The organism is Streptomyces sp. NPDC048420 (assembly GCF_040651535.1).
Taxonomy (GTDB): Bacteria; Actinomycetota; Actinomycetes; order Streptomycetales; family Streptomycetaceae; genus Streptomyces.
Window position 1 is genome coordinate 110,764 of the sequence record NZ_JBEZKG010000003.1, and the last position, 21,392, is coordinate 132,155.

Here is a 21,392-nt window from a genome sequence, read left to right on the forward strand (position 1 = left end):
CCACCAGCGGCCGCGCTCAGTGCCGCCGCGCGAGCCCGGTGCGCCGCAGCCGCCGTACGACCGACCGGAGCTCCGCGGTCCGCGCCGGCCAGCCCTCCGCCGGTTCCGTCACGGGGGCCGTCTCCGGCGTGGTCGGGTCCGCCGTCCACACCGCGAAATCGCCGTCCCGAGGGCCGGACTCGACGTACGGGTCGCCCTTGCCGAAGATCTGGACCGGATGCGTGGCGTCCCAGGACTGCCAGCCGGGGTCGCCGTCGGCGGCGAAGCGCACCCACGCCCCGTGCATGGCGTCGGCGAGCTCGGTCGGGGCGCCCTCGCCGGCGAGCTTGGCCGACTCGGGTGCGGCGCCGGTGTCGAAGACGAAGCCCAGTTCCAGGGCATGGCAGGCGCCGAGGTCCGGGCGGTTGGAGGGCCAGGCGAACTCGTAGACGTACGACGTCCCGGGGCGGGCCTCGGCGAGGCGGTGCAGGGGGATGCGCAGCAGGTGGTCGGTGACCATCTGGCCGACGATGTCGGCGGTACCGGCGTCGGGGTGCAGGGCACGGTAGCCGCGGACCACCTCGGAGCCGCAGTGGCAGCGGGCCATGGCACCCGCGAGGGCGACCGGGCCGAGCCGGTCGACGCGCTCCAGGAGACCCCCGGGGACGAGCCACAGGCGGTACTCGTCGCTGGTCCAGCCCAGCATCAGCTCGACCCCGGGGGCCGCCGAGCCCTCGACCAGCGCCTCCAGCGGATCACGCGGCACGAGGTCGTCGTCGACCACGATCCCGAAGGCGGGACCGCCCAGGACCGGGCTGCTCAGGCGGCCCACCTCGGCCTGGGTGCGCAGCAGCAGCTCGCGGTCGACCTCGGCGAAGGCCGCGGCGGTGGCGGGGATCTTCAGCCGGGTGGCCATCCGGCGCACCATCCGCCGTACCTTGTCGCGGTCGCTCGCCTCCGGCGGCCCGCTCTGCAGCACCGCGCGCCGGAACAGGCCCTGGGTCTGCGGGGCGGCCAGCAGGGCACCGACGCTGATCGCACCGGCCGACTGCCCCGCCACGGTGATGCGACCCGGGTCGCCGCCGAAGGCCCCGATCGCCTCGTGCACCCATTGCAGTGCGGCGAACTGGTCGCGCAGGCCGGGGTTGGCAGGGGCGTCCGGGAAGAGGCCGTAGCCCTCCACGCCGAGGCGATAGTTGACCGAGACGAACACGACGCCGTCCCGGGCGAAGGCGTGCCCGTCATACACGGGCACCGCGGAAGATCCCCTGGTCAGGGCTCCGCCGTGCAGCCACACCAGGACCGGGAGCCGGGCCCCCGGGCCGGGCTCCGGGGTCCACACGTTGAGGTTGAGGCAGTCGTCGCCGGGCACGAACGGGTCGGACAGGTACTGCGCGAAGGCGTCGGAGTACGGCGGTTTCGGCGCCGTCGGCCCGAACTCGACCGTGTCGCGCACGCCGTCCCAGGGTTCGGGCGGCACGGGTGGCCGGAACCGGCGGGGGCCGAAGGGCGGGGCCGCGTAGGGGATGCCCCGGAAGACCGCGACCCCGTGTTCGTACCGGCCGCGTACGGCTCCGTACGGTGTGCTCACCACGGGGTCTGTCCGGACCGCTGTCATACGCACCAGCCTCCTCACCGCGCTACTGCACCGTGAACAACACAGCACCACATTTCGGCGCGGTATTCCGGTGCAGAGCGCGGTTCGGCGGCTACTTGGCGTACATCAGGGTGCCGAAGCCCAGCTGGTCGAAGCCGCCGCTGGTGGTGCCGTAGTCACCGCCTCCGCCCTCGGGGGCGACGAGGTCGTAGTACATCTGCGAGATGTACTTGTCGTCGAGGCCCAGGCGCCGGTTGTAGTGGAAGTGGAGCATCGCCCAGACCGGGCGGACCTGGCCGCGGGAGGCGGAGGAGATGACGGTCTGGGACGAGGCGGTGCAGTTCTGCCCGGTGCCCCAGTTGTAGGTGGTGAAGGGGACGTCCTGACCGATGTTGTACTTCGCGACGTACTGGGCGGCCTTCATGAAGCGGCGGCTGTCGTACGAGTAGAGGTCGTCGCCCTGGTTCCAGGCCATCTCGCAGAGGGCGCCCATCTGGCCCATGCCCATCACGGTGTGGCCCTGGTCGCGGCCGGACTCCTGCCACTGGCCCAGCGCGTATCCGGCGGAGTCGGTGTACAGGTACGGCACGGCGTGGGCCAGGGAGCCGTTGCCCGCGCCGGACTTGAAGTAGGTGACGGCCTGGTCGTACTTGGCGCTGTCCTGGTTGAGGATCCCGATGGCCAGGATGGAGGCCATGTTGCACAGGTCCCAGTTGGCCCAGTAGTTGGTGATACAGGCGTCGTTGTGGTTGGTCAGGAAGCTGTTGTTGAGCGGGTAGAAGACCTTGACGAGCATCTCCTGGGCGGCGGCGAGGTCGAATCCGCTGTAGCCGCGCATGAGTTCGCACGCGTTGGCGAACTGCCAGCCGTAGAGGCCGGCCGCGAGGAACCGGTCCGCGTTGCCGGTGACCGAAGTGAGCGTCCTCGACCAGGCGTTGAGGATGTTCACGGCACAGACGGCGTTGGCCTCGGTGCCGCCGACCTGCCAGCGCAGCGCGTTCTGGTAGGCGGCCGCGATGTCGTTGAAGAGCAGGGAGTAGTTCTCGCCGGTGCCGCCGCGGATGATGGTCGCCGTGGCCCGGTTGGTCCAGGTGGACTGCGAGTGGGAGTTGGCGACCAGCTTGTTCCAGCCGGAGAGCCAGGGGTCGTCGCCTGCGGCGACCCTGACCTTGGCCCGGTTGATGTCGCCGGCGTTGTGCAGCATGCCTGGGTGGGTCCAGGTGGCGGGTGCGGCGCTCGCCGTGCCGGCCGTGCTCGCTGCGAGCGCGCCACCGCCGCCCAGGGCGAGGGCGGCGCCGAGACCGCCCGCGGTCCTCAGAAGACCGCGGCGGCTCAACTCGGTGTGCTGGAGGTGCTGGTGGGGGGAAGTGCGGCTCATTGTGTGCATCTCCGTTCCGTGGGGGGAATCAGATGGGGTTGATGCTCACCTCGTCGAACTCGGAGGTGACGAGGGCCAGCGGGCTGCGGGAGCAGGCCACCAGGCCGACGTGGAAGGGGGCGTCGCCGAGGCCGGGGATCTCGCCGGAGGCGAGGTCGGTCCAGGTGGCGCCGCCGTCGGACGACACGGAAGCGGTGAAGGCGGTCCCGGAGCGCTTCAGCCGCAGCAGTGCGGGGAGCTGGACGGTGCCGTTGCCGGAGAAGACGGAGGCTCCGGCGACGGTCTTGCGCAGCATGAGCTGTGCGGTGGTGCCGCCGGTGACGATCACTCCGGCCGCCTGGTCGAACGGTGACAGGGACTTCGCCATGAGCAGTCCGACCCGGTCGGCGGTGGCGCCGCTGCGGGAGACGAGGCGGGCGGTGATCTCGCAGTCGCCGGTGACGGCCCGACGGACGAACTGGCCCGTCATGCCCTGGCCGTTGGCGTTGAGATCGGTGCCGGCCCCGCGCACGGTGAAGGTTCCGTCGTCGTACGAGGTGATGCCGGGGGTGAGGATCGACACCACCCCGAAGGTGCCGTACGCGCGTTCGTCGAGGACCACGTCGCCGAGGTCGCCGTAGGTCCACGGGTCGGGCGGTGGTGTGCCGACGGTGAGGTTCAGCGATCCGCTCGCCGTGCCGGCCGCGTTGCCGGCCGTGGTGGTGACGGTGAACTCCCCCTTCTCGTCGGGGGTGCCCTGGAGGAGTCCGGTGCGCTGGTCGAGTCTCAGTCCGTCGGGCAGACCGTCGGCGGTGAACGTCACGGGTTCGTGGGTCGCCTCCAGCAGCAGCCGGAAGGGGTCGCCCTGGTTCGCGTACACCGTGGTGGCGGAGGTGAGCCGGGGCACGGACGGGGTCGGCATCTGCGCGCTCGACGGCTCAGAACGCGCTCCGCGGCCCGCGCAGTTGGTCTTGGCGACGGCGTAGTGGTAGGTCCGTCCCGGTTGGCCGGTGGCGTCCGCGTACCGGATGCGGGTGCCGAAGCCGACCGGGCCGACGCCCGTGGCGAGGGTCTGGTACGGCCCGTCGGCGGTGTCGGCGCGCAGCACCGTGTAGACGCCCGAGAGGTCCGGGTCGGTCCAGGCGAGTTCGACGGCGTCGGCGCCGGCGGTTGCCCGCAGGTCGGTGGCGATGCGCAGGGGACGGGGCGGGGACCAGACCTCGCCGTACGAGGACCGCACACTGACGTTGTCGAAGGCGCCGGTGCCGGTCTCGGCGTACTCCTCGTCCACACCGAGGCAGGAGGTGAGCACCAGACCGACGTGGACCGTTCCCGCCAGGTCGACGTCGGTGGAGCCGACCGTGGTCCACCGGATGCCGTCCGGGGAGATGGCTCCGGTGCAGCGCCGGCCCTTGCGGCTCACCCGCACCCAGTACGGTGCGCGCAGCCGGTAGCCGTCGCCCGCGCCCTCGACGTGGGGCGCCGTCAGCGGTGTCGCCGACTCGGGCAGCGTGCCGAGGCTGGAGATCGGGAACGCCGCGGCGGTGGTGATCGCCTGCTGCTGGGACGGCGGTACGGGTGTGCTGCCGGTGGCGGAGACGGCCGCCCCGTTCGAGGGGCGTACGGTCCACACGCCGCTCCAGGTGTGCAGCGGCAGTCCCTGAATCAGCATCGAGGCGGAGGCGGCGTCCGCGTCGAGGGAGTCGCGGACCGTGACGCCGATCTTGGAGTACTGGGAGCTGAGCGGCCACACGATCCGTGCGGTGATGGTGGCGTCGCCGGTCAGCGGCAGGTGCACCAGCCGGTAGGTGTCCGCGGTGCCGCTCGCCTCCAGGACGAAACGCTCGCCGTCGAAGGCGGCGGCGCCGGGGATCCTCACCTTCCCCACGTCCTGGGTCGACCAGGGTTCGGGCAGCCCGGCGGTCGCCGCGGTCACCGCCGATTCGTCGCTGGAGCCGAGGGAGTTGGTGGCGGTGACGGTGTAGTAGTAGGCCTTGCCGGGGTTGACGTCGTGGTCGGTCCAGTGGGCCGCCTCGATGTCGGTGGCCACCTGCTCGTAGGGTCCCTCGGGCCTGGTGGCCCGCCGGACCGTGTAGCCGGTCGCCCAGGTCGACGGCAGCCAGGCCACGGTGACCGCACTGTCGTCGCCGAGCGCGGTGACCCCGGCGGGAGCGGTCGGCGCGCTCGGGTCGGGTGCCTTGGTCCCGGCGAAGGTGAGGGTGCCCCAGCTCGGCAGGTCGTCGTTGCTGCCCTCGACCACCCGGGTGCCTCCGGTGCCGCGGAAGACGGCGTTCTTCGTGTACGGGGTGTCCAGGCCCCGGACGCCCGCGTAGTGCGCGTACGCCATCTCGTAGATCGGCGGGAGGGCGCCGCGCTGCTTGTCGGAGACGGTGGTCTTGATGTACTTGCCGGTGCGGTCCAGGTCGGGGACGAAGGGCACGTCCCCGCCGAGGTTGTAGCGGGCGGCGTACTCGAAGTTGGCGAGGATGCGGTTGTCGTCGAAGGCCCACAGGTCGACGCCCTGGTTCCAGGCGATCTGTGCGGCGTCGGCGAGCAGGCCGACCGCGAGCTGTTCGTGCCCCTGGTCGCGTCCGCTCTCCTGGCCCTGGCCGGCGTCGGTGACGATGCGGTTGGCGACGCTGCCGTTGCCGGCGCCGGCCGCGGCGAACCGCAGCGCGTCCTCGAAGAGCGTGCGCTCCTCGCAGAAGACCCCGATGGCGAGGATCGACTGGACGGAGGTCAGGTCCCAGTTGCCGTTGGCGTAGAGCATGTAGCCGGAGATGGCCGGGTACCACACGCGCAGGAAGGACTCCTCGCAGCGCGCGATGTCCGCGTCCGTCCAGCCGTCGTAGTCGCTGTACCGCAGCAGCTCGGCCGCGTTGACGAACTTGAAGGCCTGCAGTCCGGCGCCCAGCGGACCGTCGGCGCCGGTGATGCCGGTGAGCGAGGCCGACCAGACGTTGAGGATGTCGCGGGCCTTGTCGGCGTACGCACGGTTGCCGGTGATGCGCCACATCAGGGCGAGCTGGTAGGCGGCGGCCGAGTCGGCGACGGCCTGGTTCTGGAAGTTGGTGGGGCCGCGGCCCCAGGTGGAGATCTGGCCGGTGTTCTGCACCTTGTACGACACCGATGAGCGCGCGTGGGCGGCCAGGGCCAGGAATCCGTCGTAGACCGGGGATTCCTGGGCGGCGACCGCGGCCTTCATCCGGGCGAGGTCGTCGGCGCTGTGCAGCAGACCGGGGTGGGTGAAGGCCCGGGTGCCGGTGGTGTCGTCCTGGGCGAGGGCGGGCGCGGCGAACACGGACAGCAGTCCGCCTCCGGCCGCGGCCACGATCCCTGCCGCGCCGAGGAAGGTCCGGCGGCTGAGAGGAAGCACGGGTGACTCCATGGTTCAGTCGTGCCGCGTCACGCGTGCTGGAGGGTGAGGGTGACGTCCTGCGTCGCGGTCCCCACGCTGTTGGTGGCCGAGACCGTGACGGTGAAGGTGCCGACGTTGTCCTCGGCGGTGCCGGAGATCAGACCGGTGGCGGTGTCGATGTCCAGCCCCTTCGGCAGCCCCTCGGCGGCGAACGAGGTGGGCAGCGCGCCGGCCGTGATCAGGTAGTTGAAGACCTGGTTCTTGGTGGCCGTGGCCTGGTCCGCGCTGGTGATCTTCGGTGCGTCGGTGGACGTGGCCTCGGTGGAGTTCAGGAACCGCATGTTCAGCACGTGCTCGTTGGCGTACGCCGGCATCATGTCCGTGAACTTGTACCAGCCGGGCTTCTTCATCCCGTTGCCGATGAACTTGCCGTTGATGACCAGGTTCTGGAAGGTGACGTTCTGGATGGCGTGGTCCGCGTCGTAACCGACCATGACGGCCGGGTTGGCGTGTGTGCCGTTGTAGGACAGGTTCCTGATGAACACGCCGTCGATGCCCCGGCCGACGGAGGTGTTGTACGACTTGTTGAACATCACCCGCATGTTGATCAGCTGACCCCAGCGGAAGTCCTCCACCCGGATGTCCTGCGCGCGGACGTTGCTCACCAGGTTGCTGTCGCCGGGGTTGAGCGCGATGCAGCCCTGGTAGTCCATCTGCGGTTCCCGGTGGTCCAGGATGTCGATGTTGCTGAAGACGAGGTTCTCGATGGTCTCGGGCTTGTCGGTGTTGCCGTGCGTGCCGACGTTGATCGGGTGCGCGACGTCCGCCCAGAGGGTGGAGTTGCGGACGGTGATGTTGCGGCAGTCGCCGTAGTAGTCCCAGCGGTGGGCGTAGATCGCGATGCAGTCGTCGGCGTTGCGCATCCAGACGCGGTCGATCAGTACGTCCTCGCTGGAGAAGACGTCGATGCCGTCGCCCCACTGGCCGTGGCTGTAGGAGTGGAAGTCACGGATGGTGACCTGCTTGGACTGGCCGACGGTGATCGCGTAGCCGCTGCTCGGGTTGAGTACCGTGATGCCGTCGATCTCGATGTTCTTCGAGTACTCGACGAGGACGCCGTTCGCGGAGTTGTACACCACGCCCCGGCCGCGCACCCGGGCGTTCTCCACGTTCTGGAACGCCACCCGTGACGTCAGCACCGCGCCGCCGGCCAGGTAGAGCGTCTTGCCGCTGGGCACGTTCACCACGCCGCTGGTGGTGGTGTGCAGGCCGGGACCGTAGTAGAGCACGTCCGGGTCGTCGGAGTCGGGGACGTTCGACTCGATCGGGTTGGCGTGCAGCTGGAGGTTGTTGAAGATGTCGCCGTCGACCTCGATGGAGAGGTTGCGCGGCTCGGTGAGGGTGAAGGTCACCGTGGCGCCGTCCACCGTGAACTGGGTGCCGTACGACAGGGGGCGGATCCGCGCGGAGCCGATGGTGCCCTTGGCCGAGGTGACGGCGACCTCCACCGTGCCGGCGAAGTCGAACATGGCGACGGAGGAGTTGAAGACCGGGCCGCTGCCCGTGTTCGCGTCGATCTGCTTCGCTCTGGCGCGGTAGACCGGCACCGTCTGCCATTCGCCGCCCGCGACACGGGCCTTGACGGAGTAGCTCGAGTTGGTCGGGACCCCGCTCGGGATGGGGTACACCACCAGCTTGTCGGGCGCCCCGGATGTGTCGGCGGCCCTCGCGGTACCGGCTGTCGCACCGATCAGTGAGTACGCGGCGACGGTGGCGCCCGCGGCCTGGAGGATGGTGCGCCGGGACAGGCCGGTGCTCTGGGTGTCGTTCATGGAGGTATGTCCTTCGATACGCGACGGGGCGTGTGAACAGGCGTGGGGCGCGTGGTTACTTGAGACCGGAGGTCGACATGCCCGCGACGAAGCCGCGCTGGGCGACGAGGAAGATCAGCAGGATCGGGACGACGTACATCACCGAGGCCGCGGCCTGGAGGTTGGTGACCGGAGTGCCGGCCGAGGAGACGTAGGTGGTCATCACGGCTACGGCGAGCGTGGATTTGTCGGTGGACAGCAGCAACTGCGGGGCGATGTAGTCGCCCCAGGTCCAGGTGAAGGAGATGACGAAGCCGGCGGACAGCACCGGCCAGGACTGCGGCAGGAAGATCCGCCAGAAGATCTGGCCGTATCCGCAGCCGTCGATGATCGCGGCCTCCTCCAGCTCGCGGGGCAGCCCGGCGAAGAACTGCCGGAAGAGGAAGACCAGATACGGCGCGGAGGACAGCCCCCACAGCACCCACGGCCAGTACGTGTCGACCATGCCGAGCTTGGCGAAGATCAGGTAGGTCGGCAGCAGGGTGATCATCTGCGGCAGCATCATCGAGCCGATGAGGATGCCGAACAGCGTCTTCTTGCCGGGGGCGGAGAGACGGGCGAAGCCGAAGCCGACCCAGGCGGAGCTGAGGGTGACCAGAGTGGCGTAGATCGTGGCGATGATCAGGGAGTTGCGGGCGTAGCCGAGGAAGTCGATGAGCTTGTAGGCGTCGGCGAAGTTGTGCCACTGGAAGTGTGTGGGCAGCCAGTGCACGGGCGCGGCGGCCAGTTCGGCCGGGGCCTTGAGGCCGGTGAGGACCAGCCAGCCGAACGGGCCGAGGAACAGCCCGGTGACGGCGACGAGGACCGTGTAGAGGACGAGGCGGTTGACGCGTATCCGCACGCGGGCCGGAGACTTGGGGTTCAGGCTGGTGGCGGTCACTTCTTCGCCTCCGGGTCGACGTTGTAGAACACCACGCCGGACGTGAACCTGAAGATGAGTCCGGTGGCGATGAGGATCAGGACGAAGAGCACCCACAGCAGTGCGGAGGCGTATCCGTAGCGGCCGAGCGCGAAGTACTCGGAGAACACATGGATCATGTACGTGTAGTTGGACTGCGGGATCGTGGTGAGTCCGCCCGTGGTGGCCAGGGGTGCAAGGAGCATCGGCATGATCGTCTGCACCGAGGCGATCATCCCGGTCACGGTCTGGAACAGCAGCACCGGCGACAGCAGCGGCACGGTGATGCTGCGGAAGGTCCGCCAGGCGCTCGCACCGTCGAGGCGGGCCGCTTCGTGGAGTTCGCGGGGTACGTCCTGGAGCCCGGCCAGCGAGATGATCATGACGTTCCCGGCCGCCCAGAGCACGGTCATGATGAGCACGTACCGGGCGTAGGGGTCGGCCAGCCAGCCGATCGCGTCGAACCCGAAGAACGTCAGCACACCGTTCGCGGCACCGGAGTTCTGGTCGAAGAGGTTCTTGAAGGCGATGCCCGCGCCGACCGGCGGCACCACGGCCGGCAGATAGAGCAAGGTACGGAACAGCCCGCGCCCCTTGATCGGCCGGTTCATCAGGACAGCGAGAGCGAGCCCCGCGACGATCGACAGCGGCACCGAGATCAGGGCGAACAGGCCCGCGCGGCCCAGGGAGTCCCACGTCTGCGAGTCGTGCATCAGCTCGCTGTAGTTGCCGAGGCCGACGTAGTGCCAGTTCGGCGAGATGCCGTCGTACGTGGTGAAGCTCAGCCACAGCGCGTACGCCATCGGCGCGATGGTCAGCAGCGCGAAGCCGATGATCCAAGGCGAGGTGAACATGTAGAACGCGCGGTACCTGCGCGTCGTCATCGAGGGCCCGGAGCGGTCGGCGGACCGGGTGCGGCCGACATCCGCGGTGGCGCGCGGCCGGTCCGCGACGGAGGAGACCTGATCGACCGTCATCCCACTTGCTCCTTACCGCGCTTGAGCTGCTCGTTGATGATCGGGTTCAGGCGTCCCGCGACGGTGTCGACGGAGATCTCGCCCTTCATCGCGGCCGGGGTGACCTGGTTGAAGAGGGACTCGAAGGCGTCCCCCGTGATGTAGGGGCTGAGCGAGACCACCGAGAAGTGCTTGAGCTCGTTCTCCTGCGCCTTCAACGTCCGCTTCTGGAAGTCCTCCTGCTGGGGCATCAGTGGACGCAGCGACTTCAGGGAGGGGATGCCCCAGCCGCTGGAGGCGCGGGCCTTGGCCGGTGCCTCGCCGAAGAACCACTCGAAGACCCGCCACGCGGCGTCCTTGTTCTTCGCCTTCCGCGGCATCCACAGGCCGGTGGCGCCCTGGCAGGCGCTGATGCGCGGGCCGCCCGCGAAGACCGGGGCGGGAGCGAGCCGGGAGACCTCGGCCAGCTTCTTGTCGGTGCCGATCATGCCGCCCATCCAGTAGCCGGAGTTCGACATGGCCATCCGTCCGGCCTGGAACGTCGGCCCGTCCCAGCCGTTGGGGTCGGGAAGGATGGGGCTCGGCCCGACCTTGAGCTTGCAGTAGTCGATGTACCAGGCCAGCGCCTTGCGGGCCTCGGGGGTGGTGAAGTCGACGCGGGAGAAGTCGTCGCTGAACAGGCTGCCGCCGGCCGAGGCCGTCATGGTCGCCATGAGCGTGAGCTTCAGCAGCCCGTTGTAGCTGCCGCCGAAGACGGTCGTCTGGCCCTTCGAACGCTGTGTGAGGCGCTGGGAGTTCTCCAGCCACTCCTCGAAGGTGACGGGCTCGGTCTCCGACGGGTAGTCGACGCCCTTCTTGTCGAAGGCCGCCGTGTTGTACCAGAACATGGAGTCCTGGGAGAAGTCCTTGGCCATGCCGTAGCGGGGGCCCTTGCCCTGGGTCCTGCCGTCGTAGCGCCACAGGTCGTTGACCGGGTCCAGGTCGTCGACCTTGAGGACACTGCTCCTGGCGAAGTAGGGGTCGAGCTCCTCCATCACGTCCCGGGCCGCGAAGTACGCCGCGTCCGTGGCACCGACAGCGCGCACCAGGTCCGGCGGGTTGCCGCTGGTGAGCATCGCGATCAGTTTGGTGATGTCGTAGTCGACCCGCCTGATCGTGACGCCGGTCTCCTTCTTGGCCTGCTTGACCAGATCGGGCGAGAGGTCGTCGGCCTTGACCATCATCGTGATGGTCTCGCCCGAGCCGCTGACCCCGGTGGAGACCTGGAGAGCACAGCCGCTCAGCGCAGCCCCTCCCGCCACGGCACCGCCTGCGGAAAGGGAGAGAAAACGGCGGCGGCTCAGCGCTGCACCGGCATGTGGGCGCACGACGCACCACCTCCTGCTCTGTCCGTTCATGGGCACGCGGCAACCTTTCGACAACCGGTTGCTGCGTTGGGGCAGAGCTTCGGCCCTGGCTGGAAACCGCGTCAAGAGGCTTGACGAACTTTCGAAAAGACTGTGTAACCTCGCCGACATGGGCTCCGGTGGAGAAACCGGTTGCTGTCAAGGCTTCTTCAGCGATTGACCACCCCTGGAGGCCAGACCTACGGTAGATCTGCCGTAGAAGGCGTTTTCAGAAACTGTTTCCATGTTTCCACTCAGTGTGTCAGGAGTGACATGCCCAGCCCTCAGCCACCCAGGGCCGTGTTCGCGATGGATCCCGTACACCTCCCCCTGCTCTTTCCCCCACCCCTGATGACCCGGCTGAGCGAGGCCGCCGACCTCGACCCCGCGCTCGTCGTCCAGGACTTCAGCGACCCTGCCGCGGCCGACGCGCTGGCCCGGGCCGACGTGCTCATCACCGGCTGGGGCTGCCCCCGCCTCGACACCGCGGTCCTCACCGCCGCGCCCCGGCTGCGGACCGTCCTGCACGCCGCCGGCTCCGTCCGCTCCCTCGTCGGCGACGCCGTGTGGGAACGCGGGATCGCCGTCTCCAGCGCGGTCACCGGCAACGCCCTGCCGGTCGCGGAGTACACGCTCGCGATGATCCTGCTGTGGGGGAAGGACGCGTTCGATCACCGGGAGCGGTTCCGGGTCACCCATGCGTATCCGCCGCCCGCGGAGACCGCGTCCACCGGGAACGTGGGGCGGCGGGTGGGGGTCATCGGGGCGTCCCGGGTGGGACGGCGGCTGCTGGAACTGCTGCGGCCGTTCGACTTCACGGTGCTGCTGCACGACCCGTACGTGAGTCCCGCGGAGGCCGGCGCACTGGGAGCCGAACTCCTGTCGCTGGAGGACCTGTTGAGACACAGCGACATCGTGTCGCTGCACGCGCCCGACATCCCGGAGACCTACCGGATGCTCGACGGGGCCCGGCTCGGTTTGATCCGGGACGGGGGCGTCCTCATCAACACGTCCCGGGGGGCGCTGGTCGATCCCGACGCGCTGACCGACGAGTTGGTCTCCGGGCGGCTGCGCGCGGTGCTCGACGTCACGGAACCCGAGCCGCTGCCCGTTGGTTCACCGCTGTACCGGCTGCCCAACGTGTTCCTCACGCCGCACATCGCGGGGTCGCTGGGGAACGAGCTGGAGCGGCTGGGGCGGATCGTGGTGGAGGAGCTGGAGCGGGTGGGGGCGGGGGTGGGGTTGGTGCATGAGGTGCGGTATGCGGACATGGCTCGGGTGGCTTGAGGTGGGCGGGGGGTGTTTTGGCCGGGCGGGGTTCGTTTTACCTGGCCGGGGGCTGCTTGCTGCTTCATGTACCCGCACCGCATCGGTTCGGTCGGTGTCCGGGGTGCAGGCCGAGTTGGTGGGCGCTTGCGGTCCGCTGTACCTACGCCGTCGGAATCGTGCCGTAGTAACAATGGGATACGGTTTCCGCACCCGCATGGGGCGGAACCCCCGGCCACGACCGTGAAGGAGCCGCAAGGGTGAGTCAGCGCAAGGCGTCCGGGGACGTCGGACGGGCCACCATCCGGGACGTGGCCGAGCGGGCCGGGGTGTCCGTGGCCAGTGTGTCGCGGGTGCTGTCCGGAAACTACCCGGTCTCCGAGGACCTGCGCCGCCGGGTGATGAAGGTCGTCCGCGACCTGGACTACGTCACCAACGCCCATGCCCGCTCGCTGGCCGGGGGCGGCACACCCACCGTCGCCATCCTCATCAACAACATCACCGGTGCCGCGTTCGCCCACGTGGCCAAGGGCGTCGAAGGAGCCGCCACCCTGCGGGGATGGCTGTCGCTGGTGGGGACCACCGGGGACGATCCCGAGCGGGAGCTCGCCCTCGTCAACCTCATGCGCCAGCAGGGGGTCGCGGCCGTGGTGCTGCTCGGCGGTGCCTACGACTACGACGAGTACCAGCTGCGCATGGCCCGGTTCGCACGCTCCCTGGATGCCGCCGGGTCGCATTTGGTGCTCGTCGGCCGGCCCCCGCTCGAAGGCGACGTACCGGCCACCACCGTCGACTACGACAACGAGGGCGGCGCCTACGCGATGGCCAGCCATCTGCTGTCGGCCGGGCACCGGAAGGTGCTCGTGCTGCCGGGGCACTCCGAACTCACCACCGCCCAGGGGCGGTTGGAAGGAGCACGGCGCGCCTTCGAGGCGTACGGCGTGCCCTTCGAGGCCGACATGGTGCGCCACGGGCCCTACGACTACGAGCACGGGTACGAGGCCGTCGAGGAGTGCCTGCGTGACGGGCTCGGCTTCACCGCCGTCCTCGCCGGGACCGACGTCGTCGCGGCCGGTGCCATGCAGGCCTTGCGGGCGGCCGGCCTGCGGGTGCCCGAAGACGTGTCGATCGTCGGGTACGACGACATCCCGCTCGCCTCGCAGCTCACCCCCCAGCTCACCACCGTGCACGTCCCCTACGAGGAGATGGGGCGGGTCGCCCTGCGTGCCGTCGCCGATCGGCGCGAGGGGGGCGGGCCGCGGCGCAGGGGGGCCGACGGGGACCATCTGGTGCTGGGCACCCATGTCGTCGTACGGAACTCCGTACGGCCGCCCGCGCGACCCGGACGGCAGGCAGAGTAAGAGATCGTTTCGTAAACGGTTTCCATAGATCCCCGGGAGCGGTACGGGTCACTCCGGAAGACCTCCCCGCGGCCTGCCCGCCGCACGGAAACGCCTCTGAGCTGGCAGTACGTCAGCTCTCGCCCGGCCGTCCGGACCGCTCTCCGAGCTAACCTCCAGGACAAACCGGCGTAACAAATTGCCGACTACCTCTTGCTAACCACACGACCCTCGGCCTAACGTCCCAGCAACCGGTTACTACAGCTTCAGCTGGGCCGACCCCCCGCAACCGCGAGCCGACGAGACTTCCGGCCGCCGTTTCCGGCCGACACCGAGCCGCCGATCCCCTCTCTCCTCTCCGAGAAGCCCTACTTTCCGAAGGAACACGGTCAGATGAACTTCAGCAGCCCCCGGAGAAGGTTCGCCCGCGTCGCCGTTGCGGGACTCGCGCTGTCAGGTCTGCTCACCGCGTGCGGCGGGTCGGACGATTCCGGCGACTCGCAGTCGTCGGGGCCGGTCACCCTCCCCTTCTGGGGCTGGGCCAACGGCCAGGACGCGGTCGTCAAGGCGTTCAACGCCTCGCACAAGGACATCCAGCTGAAGTACACGAAGGTCACCGACCAGCTGACCATGCAGAAGCAGCTGACCAACGCGGTGAAGGCGGGCAACGCCCCCTGTCTGGTGCAGAACACCGCCGAGTACGTGACGAGCTGGGTCGCTCAGGGCGCGCTGGCCGACATCACGAAGTACGTCGAGTCGAGCAAGGACAAGTTCAACTCCGGCGCCTGGGCCAACGGCCAGGTGCAGGGCAGGATCTACGGCGTTCCGACGGCCTCCGCGCCGGCGTTCACGATCTACCGCACCGACATCTTCAAGAAGTACGGGCTGAAGGCGCCGACGACCTGGGACGAGTTCATCGCCGCGGGCAAGGAGCTGAAGAAGCACGGCGTCAAGATCACCAACTACGCCGGTGAGGACCCCAGCACGCTCGAGGTGCTCGCCATGCAGGCCGGGGCGCACTGGTACGCGATCGACGGCAACTCCTGGAAGGTGGACTTCCAGGACGCGGGCACCCTGAAGGCCGCGAAGGTGATCCAGGAGATCATCGACAACGACCTCAACAGCAAGCTGTCGTTCGCCGACTACGCGGCCGTGCAGCGCAACTACGACACCGGCGGGACCGCCACCCGGCAGATCTCGACCTGGCAGATGGCCGGCATGGTGCAGAACTTCACCAAGTCGTTCGGCGACTGGGCGCTGTCGCCCTGGCCGACCTTCGCGGGTGAGGCCGCCAAGACCCCGGCCGGTACCAACCTGACCGGCAGCGTGACCCTGGTGACCAAGGACTGCAAGAACCAGGAGCAGGCCGCCGAGGCCGCGCTGTGGATGTCCACGAACACCGACGCCGTGAAGACGATGGCGAGCCCGACGACCGGCAACGGCGTGATGCCGGCGCTGGCCGACAGCGACTCGTACGTGCCCGAGGCGGTCTCCGAGAAGCTGCTCGGGTCCAACTACCAGGCGGGCCAGCAGGTCGTGAAGGACAGCCTGAAGACCGTCACCACCGACTGGACCTTCGGGCCGGACTGGACCGCCATGTTCACCGAGATGCAGGCCGGCTGGGCGAAGGTGGTCAGCAAGGAGCAGACGGTGACGGAGCTCCTCGCCCACATGCAGGAGTGGACGGTCAACGACCTGAAGTCCCGCGGCATCAGCGTCAAGGGCTAGAGGCTTAGGGCTGCTACTGATGATTCGCTCCCTGCGCTGGAAGGGCGCCGCCTTCACGGTGCCCTTCCAGCTCGGCTTCGTCTTCCTGTACCTGCTGCCGATCGGGTACGCCGTCTACCAGTCGCTGTACCGGTCGCAGTCCTCGGGACTGGGCCTCGGCGGCACGACAGACGAGTTCTCCGGCCTCGACAACTACCAGCAGGGGCTGACCGACTCGGCGTTCATGGGGTCCGTGCTGCGGGTCGTGCTGTTCGCCTGTGTGCAGATCCCGGTCATGCTGCTCGTCAGTCTGGTGCTCGCGCTGCTCCTGGACTCGCTCTCCTCGAAGGCGGCAGGGCGGTTCCGGATCCTGCTCCTGGTGCCGTACATGATCCCGGGCGTGGTCGCGGCGATCGTGTGGCTGAACCTGTACAGCCCGGACGTCGGTCCGCTCACCCCGCTCGGCGAGGTCTTCGGGTTCTCCTGGAACTTCTTCGCGCCGTCGATGGTGTGGCCGTCCATCGGCAACCTGCTGACCTGGCACGGCATCGGCTACAACATGGTCATCATCTACTCGGCACTCCAGGGCGTGCCCCGCGAGCTGTTCGAGGCCGCGCGCCTGGACGGGGCCACGGAGTGGCGGATCGCGCTGAGCATCAAGATCCCGTTCGTGCGCGGCGCGTTGGTGCTGACCGGCATGCTCTCCATCATCCAGATGCTCCAGATCTTCAACGAGCCGGCGCTGTTCAGGAACGTCACCCCGCAGACGGTCAGCGACTCCTTCACCCCGATCATGATCATCTACAACCAGGCGTTCAACGCGGGCAACTACCACTACGCGGCGGCTCTTTCGGTGCTGCTCGCCCTGATCCTCGGTGTCGCCTCCTTCCTGTTCTACCGGTTCACCTCGAAGGAGGCCGACTGATGACGCTCACCGAGGAACGCCCTCGCAGGACGCAGTCCGTCCGCCGTCTCAACACCCCGGACTCCGCTGCCCGTTCACGGGGCGGGCAGCGGTTCCTTCTCGTCGGCCTGTCCCTGGCGAGCGTCTACAGCCTGTTTCCGGTGTGGTGGCTGATCGTCGCCTCCACGAAGGACCGCACCGGGCTCTACCAGAGCAACGGGCTGTGGTTCTCCGGCTGGCATCTGTGGGACAACCTGCATCAGCTGTTCACCTACGAGGACGGCATCTTCCTGCGCTGGACCGCCAACTCGTTCCTGTACGCCGGTGTCGGCTCCCTCGGTGGCACGCTGCTGGCGCTGGCCACCGGTTACGGCCTCGCGCGCTTCGACTTCCCGGGCCGCAACCTGGTGTTCGCGTGCGTGGTGGGTTCCTTCCTGATCCCGATCGCGCTGCTCACGCTGCCGCTGTATCTGCTGTTCTCGGAGATCGGCCTGGTCGACACGCCCTGGGCGATGCTGGTCCCCTGTCTGATCAACCCGTTCAGCGTGTACCTCGCCAAGGTCTACACCGAGGCCACGATCCCCTTCGAGCTTCTGGAAGCGGCCCGGATCGACGGAGCCGGCGAGCTCAGGATCTTCTTCAGCATCGTGCTGCGCATGATGACGACGGGCGGCGCGACGGTGTTCCTGCTGGCCTTCGTCAACACCTGGAACGCCTTCTTCCTGCCGCTGACCGTGCTGCGCGGCGAGAACAACTGGACCCTCAACATCGGCCTCTACAACTGGTCCGGCAAACGCCTGGAGTCCGGCGTCGACCTCACCAGCCTGGTCCTCACCGGCGCCCTGCTCTCCATCGTCCCGATGGCGATCATGATGGTCGCGATGCGCCGCTACTGGCGCACCGGCGTCACCCTCGGAGCCCTCAAGTGACCGTGCTGCACAACCCGGTGATCCGCGGCTTCGCCCCCGACCCCTCGATGGTCCGCGTCGGCGACTGGTACTACGTGGCCACCAGTTCCTTCGAGTGGTTCCCGACGATCCCCATCCACCGCTCCCGTGACCTCGCGCACTGGGAGTACGCGGGTCATGTCGAGGGCGCGGTCCCGGGCGACTCCCTTGCGGGCGTCCCCGATTCGGGCGGCATCTGGGCCCCGTCGCTGAGCTGGGACGGCGAGCGCTTCTGGGTGGTCTACTCGATCGTCCGCTCGGTGGGAACGCCGTACTTCGACACGGACACGTATGTCGCTACGGCGTCGGAAACGGCCGGCAAGTGGACGGCACCGCGGCGGATCGCGAGCCACGGCTTCGACCCCGCCCTCTTCCACGACGACGAGGGCCGGCTGTGGCTGCTCAACCTCCAGAACGACCATCGCCCGGGCGGCCGGCGCTTCGCCGGGATCGTGCTGACCGAGCTGGACCGGGAGACGCTGGCGCCCGTCGGTGACACCCACCTCCTGCTCCAGCACGAACGGCTCGTCGAGGGGCCGAAGTTGCTCCGGAAGGACGGTTGGTACTACCTCGTCCTCGCCGAGGGCGGCACCGGGTTCGAGCACGGGGTGCTGGTGGCCCGCAGTCGGGAGATCACCGGCCCGTACGAGCTGGACGACCGTCCGCTGCTGACGTCCCGGGACGATCCCTCGGTGCCGTTGCAGAAGGCGGGCCACGGTGAGCTGGTCCAACTGCCGGACGGCAGCTGGGTGTTGAGTCACCTCGCGGCCCGTCCGCTGGACACGCCGGAGGGGCCGCGCTGCCCGCTCGGCCGTGAGACGGCGGTCCAGGCGGTGACGTGGGACGCGGAGGGCTGGCCGAGGTTGCGTCACGGGGGTGCGCATCCGGCGGTCGAGGTCGACGTGTCGACGCAGCCGCGACCGCTGGAGCAACTCGGGGCTCCTGAGCATCCGTTGGGCTGGCCGTGGAGCAGTCTGCGGGCCGCTCCCGACCCGTCCTGGGCGGACGCCGCGGTACGTCCCGGCTGGATCCGGCTGCGCGGGCGGCACGGGCCGGAGTCGCGGTGGGCGCACAGTCTGCTCGCCCGGCGGATCACCGAGCACCGGGCGGAGGCGGAGGTCGTCGTCCAGGCACGGCCGCGCACGTTCACGCAGGCCGCGGGGCTGGTGCTCTGGTACAACACCGAGTCGTATCTGGCCCTCGACGTGACCTGGGCGGAGCCCGAGGGCGAGGAGCAGCGGGGCCAGCAGTGGCGGGGCGGCGGACGGACCGTGCTCCGGCTGGTCGAGCGGGACGAGGGGAGCACGCGGCAGGTGTCCGTGGTGGACGTCGACGGGGAAAGCGCGTTCAGGCTCGGGGTGACCGTAGCGGACGGGTCGGCCCGTTTCTGGCACGCGGACGAGGACGGGGTACGCACCCCCGTCGGTCCGGAGCTGGACTTCACCCGACTCTCCGACGATCACGGCTCCAAGCTCCGCTTCACGGGTGCGATGGCCGGAATTCATGCGGTGGACCTGGTCGACGCAGAGTTCATGGCTGATTTCAGCGGGTTCCGGCTCGACTGCGGATAGCTTGCCGCCGCGTTCGAAGTTTCGAAAGCGACGGGACCACGAAGACCTGCGAAGCCCGACCTCTTCCCGACTTCACCCGGCGAACCTAGGGTAGGAAGCGCTTACTGTTTCGCGCTGTCTGTTTTCGCGCTGGTCGAAACTTTCATGGCCCTCGGGCGGGCCGGAGAGGTGGTTCCCGATGGTCCGCACGGGGAGTGCGAGCGTGGCGGCCGGGCCGACGCTCGCGGTCGTGGCCCGGGAGGCGGGAGTGTCGGTGCCGACCGCCTCCAAGGTGGTCAACGGGCGGGAGGACGTGGCACCCGAGACCCGCCGCCGGGTCACCGAGGCGCTGGACCGGCTCGGCTATGTCCGCAGACCGAGGTTCGACGCGACGAAGGCCTCGGGGATGGTCGACCTGGTCGTGCACTCGTTGGAGACCTCCTGGTCGGGGGCGGTGCTGCACGGGGTGGAGGCGGCCGCCCACGACGCCGGCCTCGAGGTGGTGGTCTCGGCCGGGCTGACCCGGACCCGGGCGGGGCGCCCGGACCGCGGCTGGATGGACAAGCTGACCGCGCGCGGCTCCTCCGGGGTGCTGTTCAACCTGGCCGAGCTGACACCGACGCAGTACGGCTGGCTGGACCAGCACCGCATCCCGTACGTCCTGATCGACCCGGTCGTGGAGCCGCCGGCCGGCGTGGTCTCGGTGGGCGCGGCGAACTGGCAGGGCGGGGTGACGGCCACCGAGCACCTGCTCGCGCTGGGCCATGAGCGGATCGCGGTAGTCGCCGGGCACCACCGCAAGATGTGCAGCGGGGCGCGGGTGGCGGGCTACCGTTCCGCGCTGGCGGCGGCGGGGGTACGGCAGCGTCCCGAGTACGTCCGTCACGCGGCCTTCGACGAGAGCGTCGCCCACCGCCGCATGCTCGAACTCCTCGACCTGCCCGAGCCTCCCACCGCGGTCTTCGTCTGCTCCGACCATATGGCCCTCGGCGTCTACGAGGCCCTGGCCGAGCGGGGTCTGCGGGTTCCGGACGACATGAGCGTCGTCGGCTTCGACGACCTCCCCGAGGCCCGCTGGACCACCCCGCCCCTCACCACGGTCCGCCAGCCCCTGTCGGAGATGGCGGCCACGGCCCTGCGTCTCCTGGTCCGCATGATGGAGGGCGACCGCCCGGAGAGCACGAGGACGGAACTGTCGACGCGGCTGGTGGAACGGGCGAGCACGGCGGCGCCGCGCGGCTGAGTCCCGGCGACGAATTCCGTTCGACACCGTTCGGGTTCCTGGCACGATGTCCGGCATGACGACGAACCGAAAGGTGCATGCCGCGTAGCCGGCCAAGGCGCGTCCGGGCGCGTTTCCCCGGGCGCCGCACACCACGGGCAGGCCCGGAGATCGACGGCCTGTCCGCGCGGGCGATGTCCGAGATCTCCCAGCTCGAACGCACCCGCAACCACCTGCGGCCGGGAGAGGTCAGCACGGCCGTACGCCGGTGGAAGGACCACGTACGCCGCCCCGAGCGCGACCAGTGGCGCGACTACGAGGGGGGCGACGACCACTGGGACTGCTGCGGTGACCCGTTCGAGGCCCGTGTCCTCCTCGACACGGCGACTCGGGCCCTGTCCCGCAGGAGCGCCCGGGAACTCCGACAGGTCGTCAGCCGGGTCGACGGTGGGGGCTGAGCCCGGCCCAGCGTTCTCAGAGCTCTGACCGTCGGTTTCGTTCACTTCCGGTCATCTGTGGGCGAGGGGAACTGGCCGGGGCGGACGGGCGTCGAACGTTGCGGCGGGGAGGGGGGCCGCGGTCCCGGTCGGGGCGGCGGCGAGCACTTGGGGGACGACCATGACGCGCTGGCGGCCGCTGCCCGACTCACTGCCGAGGGAGGCCCGGCACCTCGTCGAGCAGCTGCGGCAGCTCAAGGACCGTACGGATCTGAGCCTCGCCGAGCTGGCCCGGCGCACGGCGTACAGCAAGTCGTCCTGGCAGCGGTATCTCAACGGGGCCAAGCAGCCGCCGCGGGGAGCGGTGCAGGCGCTGTGCCGGGTGGCGGGCGCGGACCAGGCACGGCTGCTGGCGCTGTGGGACCTGGCCGATCCGGTCTGGCCGAACGGCGCGGTGGTCACCGCCGTGGTGCCGGAGGTGGTGCCCGAGGCGGTTGCGGTGGTCGCTCCCGGCCTCGAGTACCGGCGATGGCGTACGGCGGCGCTGGTCGCGTTCGCCGTGATCGTGCTGCTGGTGGCGGGGGTGTTGTGGGCGTGGCCGTCGGGGGGCGGGTGACC

16 protein-coding genes are annotated in these 21,392 nt (G+C 69.4%); 9 read left to right on the top strand and 7 right to left on the bottom strand.

All coding sequences use genetic code 11. The annotated features are described in order from the left end of the window. Positions 1-16: 16 nt before the first annotated feature. From AB0D34_RS05590 to AB0D34_RS05620, 7 genes are all read right to left on the bottom strand, one after another. Positions 17-1,597, bottom strand: a complete 1,581-nt coding sequence (locus AB0D34_RS05590; RefSeq protein WP_362656891.1) for a carboxylesterase family protein — start codon at positions 1,595-1,597, stop codon at positions 17-19. Positions 1,598-1,688: 91 nt separating this feature from the next. Then, positions 1,689-2,954, bottom strand: a complete 1,266-nt coding sequence (locus AB0D34_RS05595) for an alginate lyase family protein (RefSeq protein WP_362656894.1) — start codon at positions 2,952-2,954, stop codon at positions 1,689-1,691. 28 nt (positions 2,955-2,982) lie between these two features. Then, entirely contained in the window at positions 2,983-6,321 is a 3,339-nt protein-coding gene (locus AB0D34_RS05600) for an alginate lyase family protein (protein ID WP_362656897.1), read from the bottom strand. A 17-nt stretch (positions 6,322-6,338) separates the two neighbouring features. After that, a complete protein-coding gene (locus AB0D34_RS05605) occupies positions 6,339-8,123 on the bottom strand; it encodes a glycosyl hydrolase family 28 protein (protein WP_362656900.1) in 1,785 nt (594 codons plus the stop codon). 55 nt (positions 8,124-8,178) lie between these two features. Next, complete coding sequence (locus AB0D34_RS05610; protein WP_362656903.1) at positions 8,179-9,042, bottom strand: carbohydrate ABC transporter permease; 864 nt, start codon at positions 9,040-9,042, stop codon at positions 8,179-8,181. Beyond that, on the bottom strand, positions 9,039-10,037 hold the full coding sequence (locus tag AB0D34_RS05615; RefSeq protein WP_362656906.1) for a sugar ABC transporter permease: 999 nt from the start codon (positions 10,035-10,037) through the stop codon (positions 9,039-9,041). Before AB0D34_RS05615 ends, AB0D34_RS05610 begins: the two co-directional genes overlap by 4 nt. After that, positions 10,034-11,383, bottom strand: coding sequence for an extracellular solute-binding protein (locus AB0D34_RS05620; RefSeq protein ID WP_362656909.1), 1,350 nt, complete (start codon positions 11,381-11,383; stop codon positions 10,034-10,036). The genes AB0D34_RS05615 and AB0D34_RS05620 overlap by 4 nt, the downstream gene beginning before the upstream one ends. Before the next feature lie 291 nt (positions 11,384-11,674). Here AB0D34_RS05620 and AB0D34_RS05625 point away from each other — a divergent pair, with 291 nt between their 5' ends. From AB0D34_RS05625 to AB0D34_RS05665, 9 genes are all read left to right on the top strand, one after another. Further along, on the top strand, positions 11,675-12,688 hold the full coding sequence (locus AB0D34_RS05625; protein ID WP_362656912.1) for a hydroxyacid dehydrogenase: 1,014 nt from the start codon (positions 11,675-11,677) through the stop codon (positions 12,686-12,688). A 239-nt stretch (positions 12,689-12,927) separates the two neighbouring features. After that, the gene (locus tag AB0D34_RS05630; protein ID WP_362656915.1) at positions 12,928-14,028 is read left to right on the top strand and encodes a LacI family DNA-binding transcriptional regulator; all 1,101 of its coding nucleotides are present in this window, start codon (positions 12,928-12,930) and stop codon (positions 14,026-14,028) included. 372 nt (positions 14,029-14,400) lie between these two features. Then, on the top strand, positions 14,401-15,735 hold the full coding sequence (locus AB0D34_RS05635; RefSeq protein WP_362656918.1) for an extracellular solute-binding protein: 1,335 nt from the start codon (positions 14,401-14,403) through the stop codon (positions 15,733-15,735). 19 nt (positions 15,736-15,754) lie between these two features. After that, positions 15,755-16,639: a sugar ABC transporter permease gene (locus AB0D34_RS05640; RefSeq protein ID WP_362656921.1), complete on the top strand. Its 885-nt coding sequence runs from the start codon at positions 15,755-15,757 to the stop codon at positions 16,637-16,639. Next, positions 16,639-17,547, top strand: coding sequence for a carbohydrate ABC transporter permease (locus tag AB0D34_RS05645; protein ID WP_362656924.1), 909 nt, complete (start codon positions 16,639-16,641; stop codon positions 17,545-17,547). The genes AB0D34_RS05640 and AB0D34_RS05645 overlap by 1 nt, the downstream gene beginning before the upstream one ends. Then, positions 17,544-19,136, top strand: coding sequence for a glycoside hydrolase family 43 protein (locus AB0D34_RS05650; protein WP_362656927.1), 1,593 nt, complete (start codon positions 17,544-17,546; stop codon positions 19,134-19,136). The genes AB0D34_RS05645 and AB0D34_RS05650 overlap by 4 nt, the downstream gene beginning before the upstream one ends. A 178-nt stretch (positions 19,137-19,314) precedes the next feature. Next, positions 19,315-20,358 carry a substrate-binding domain-containing protein gene (locus tag AB0D34_RS05655; protein WP_362656930.1) on the top strand — a complete coding sequence of 348 codons (1,044 nt, stop codon included), beginning with the start codon at positions 19,315-19,317 and terminating at the stop codon, positions 20,356-20,358. A 173-nt stretch (positions 20,359-20,531) separates the two neighbouring features. Further along, a complete protein-coding gene (locus AB0D34_RS05660; RefSeq protein WP_362656932.1) occupies positions 20,532-20,795 on the top strand; it encodes a hypothetical protein in 264 nt (87 codons plus the stop codon). Between the two features lie 160 nt (positions 20,796-20,955). Further along, positions 20,956-21,390, top strand: coding sequence for a helix-turn-helix transcriptional regulator (locus AB0D34_RS05665; protein WP_362656935.1), 435 nt, complete (start codon positions 20,956-20,958; stop codon positions 21,388-21,390). The last annotated feature ends 2 nt before the right edge of the window (positions 21,391-21,392 follow it).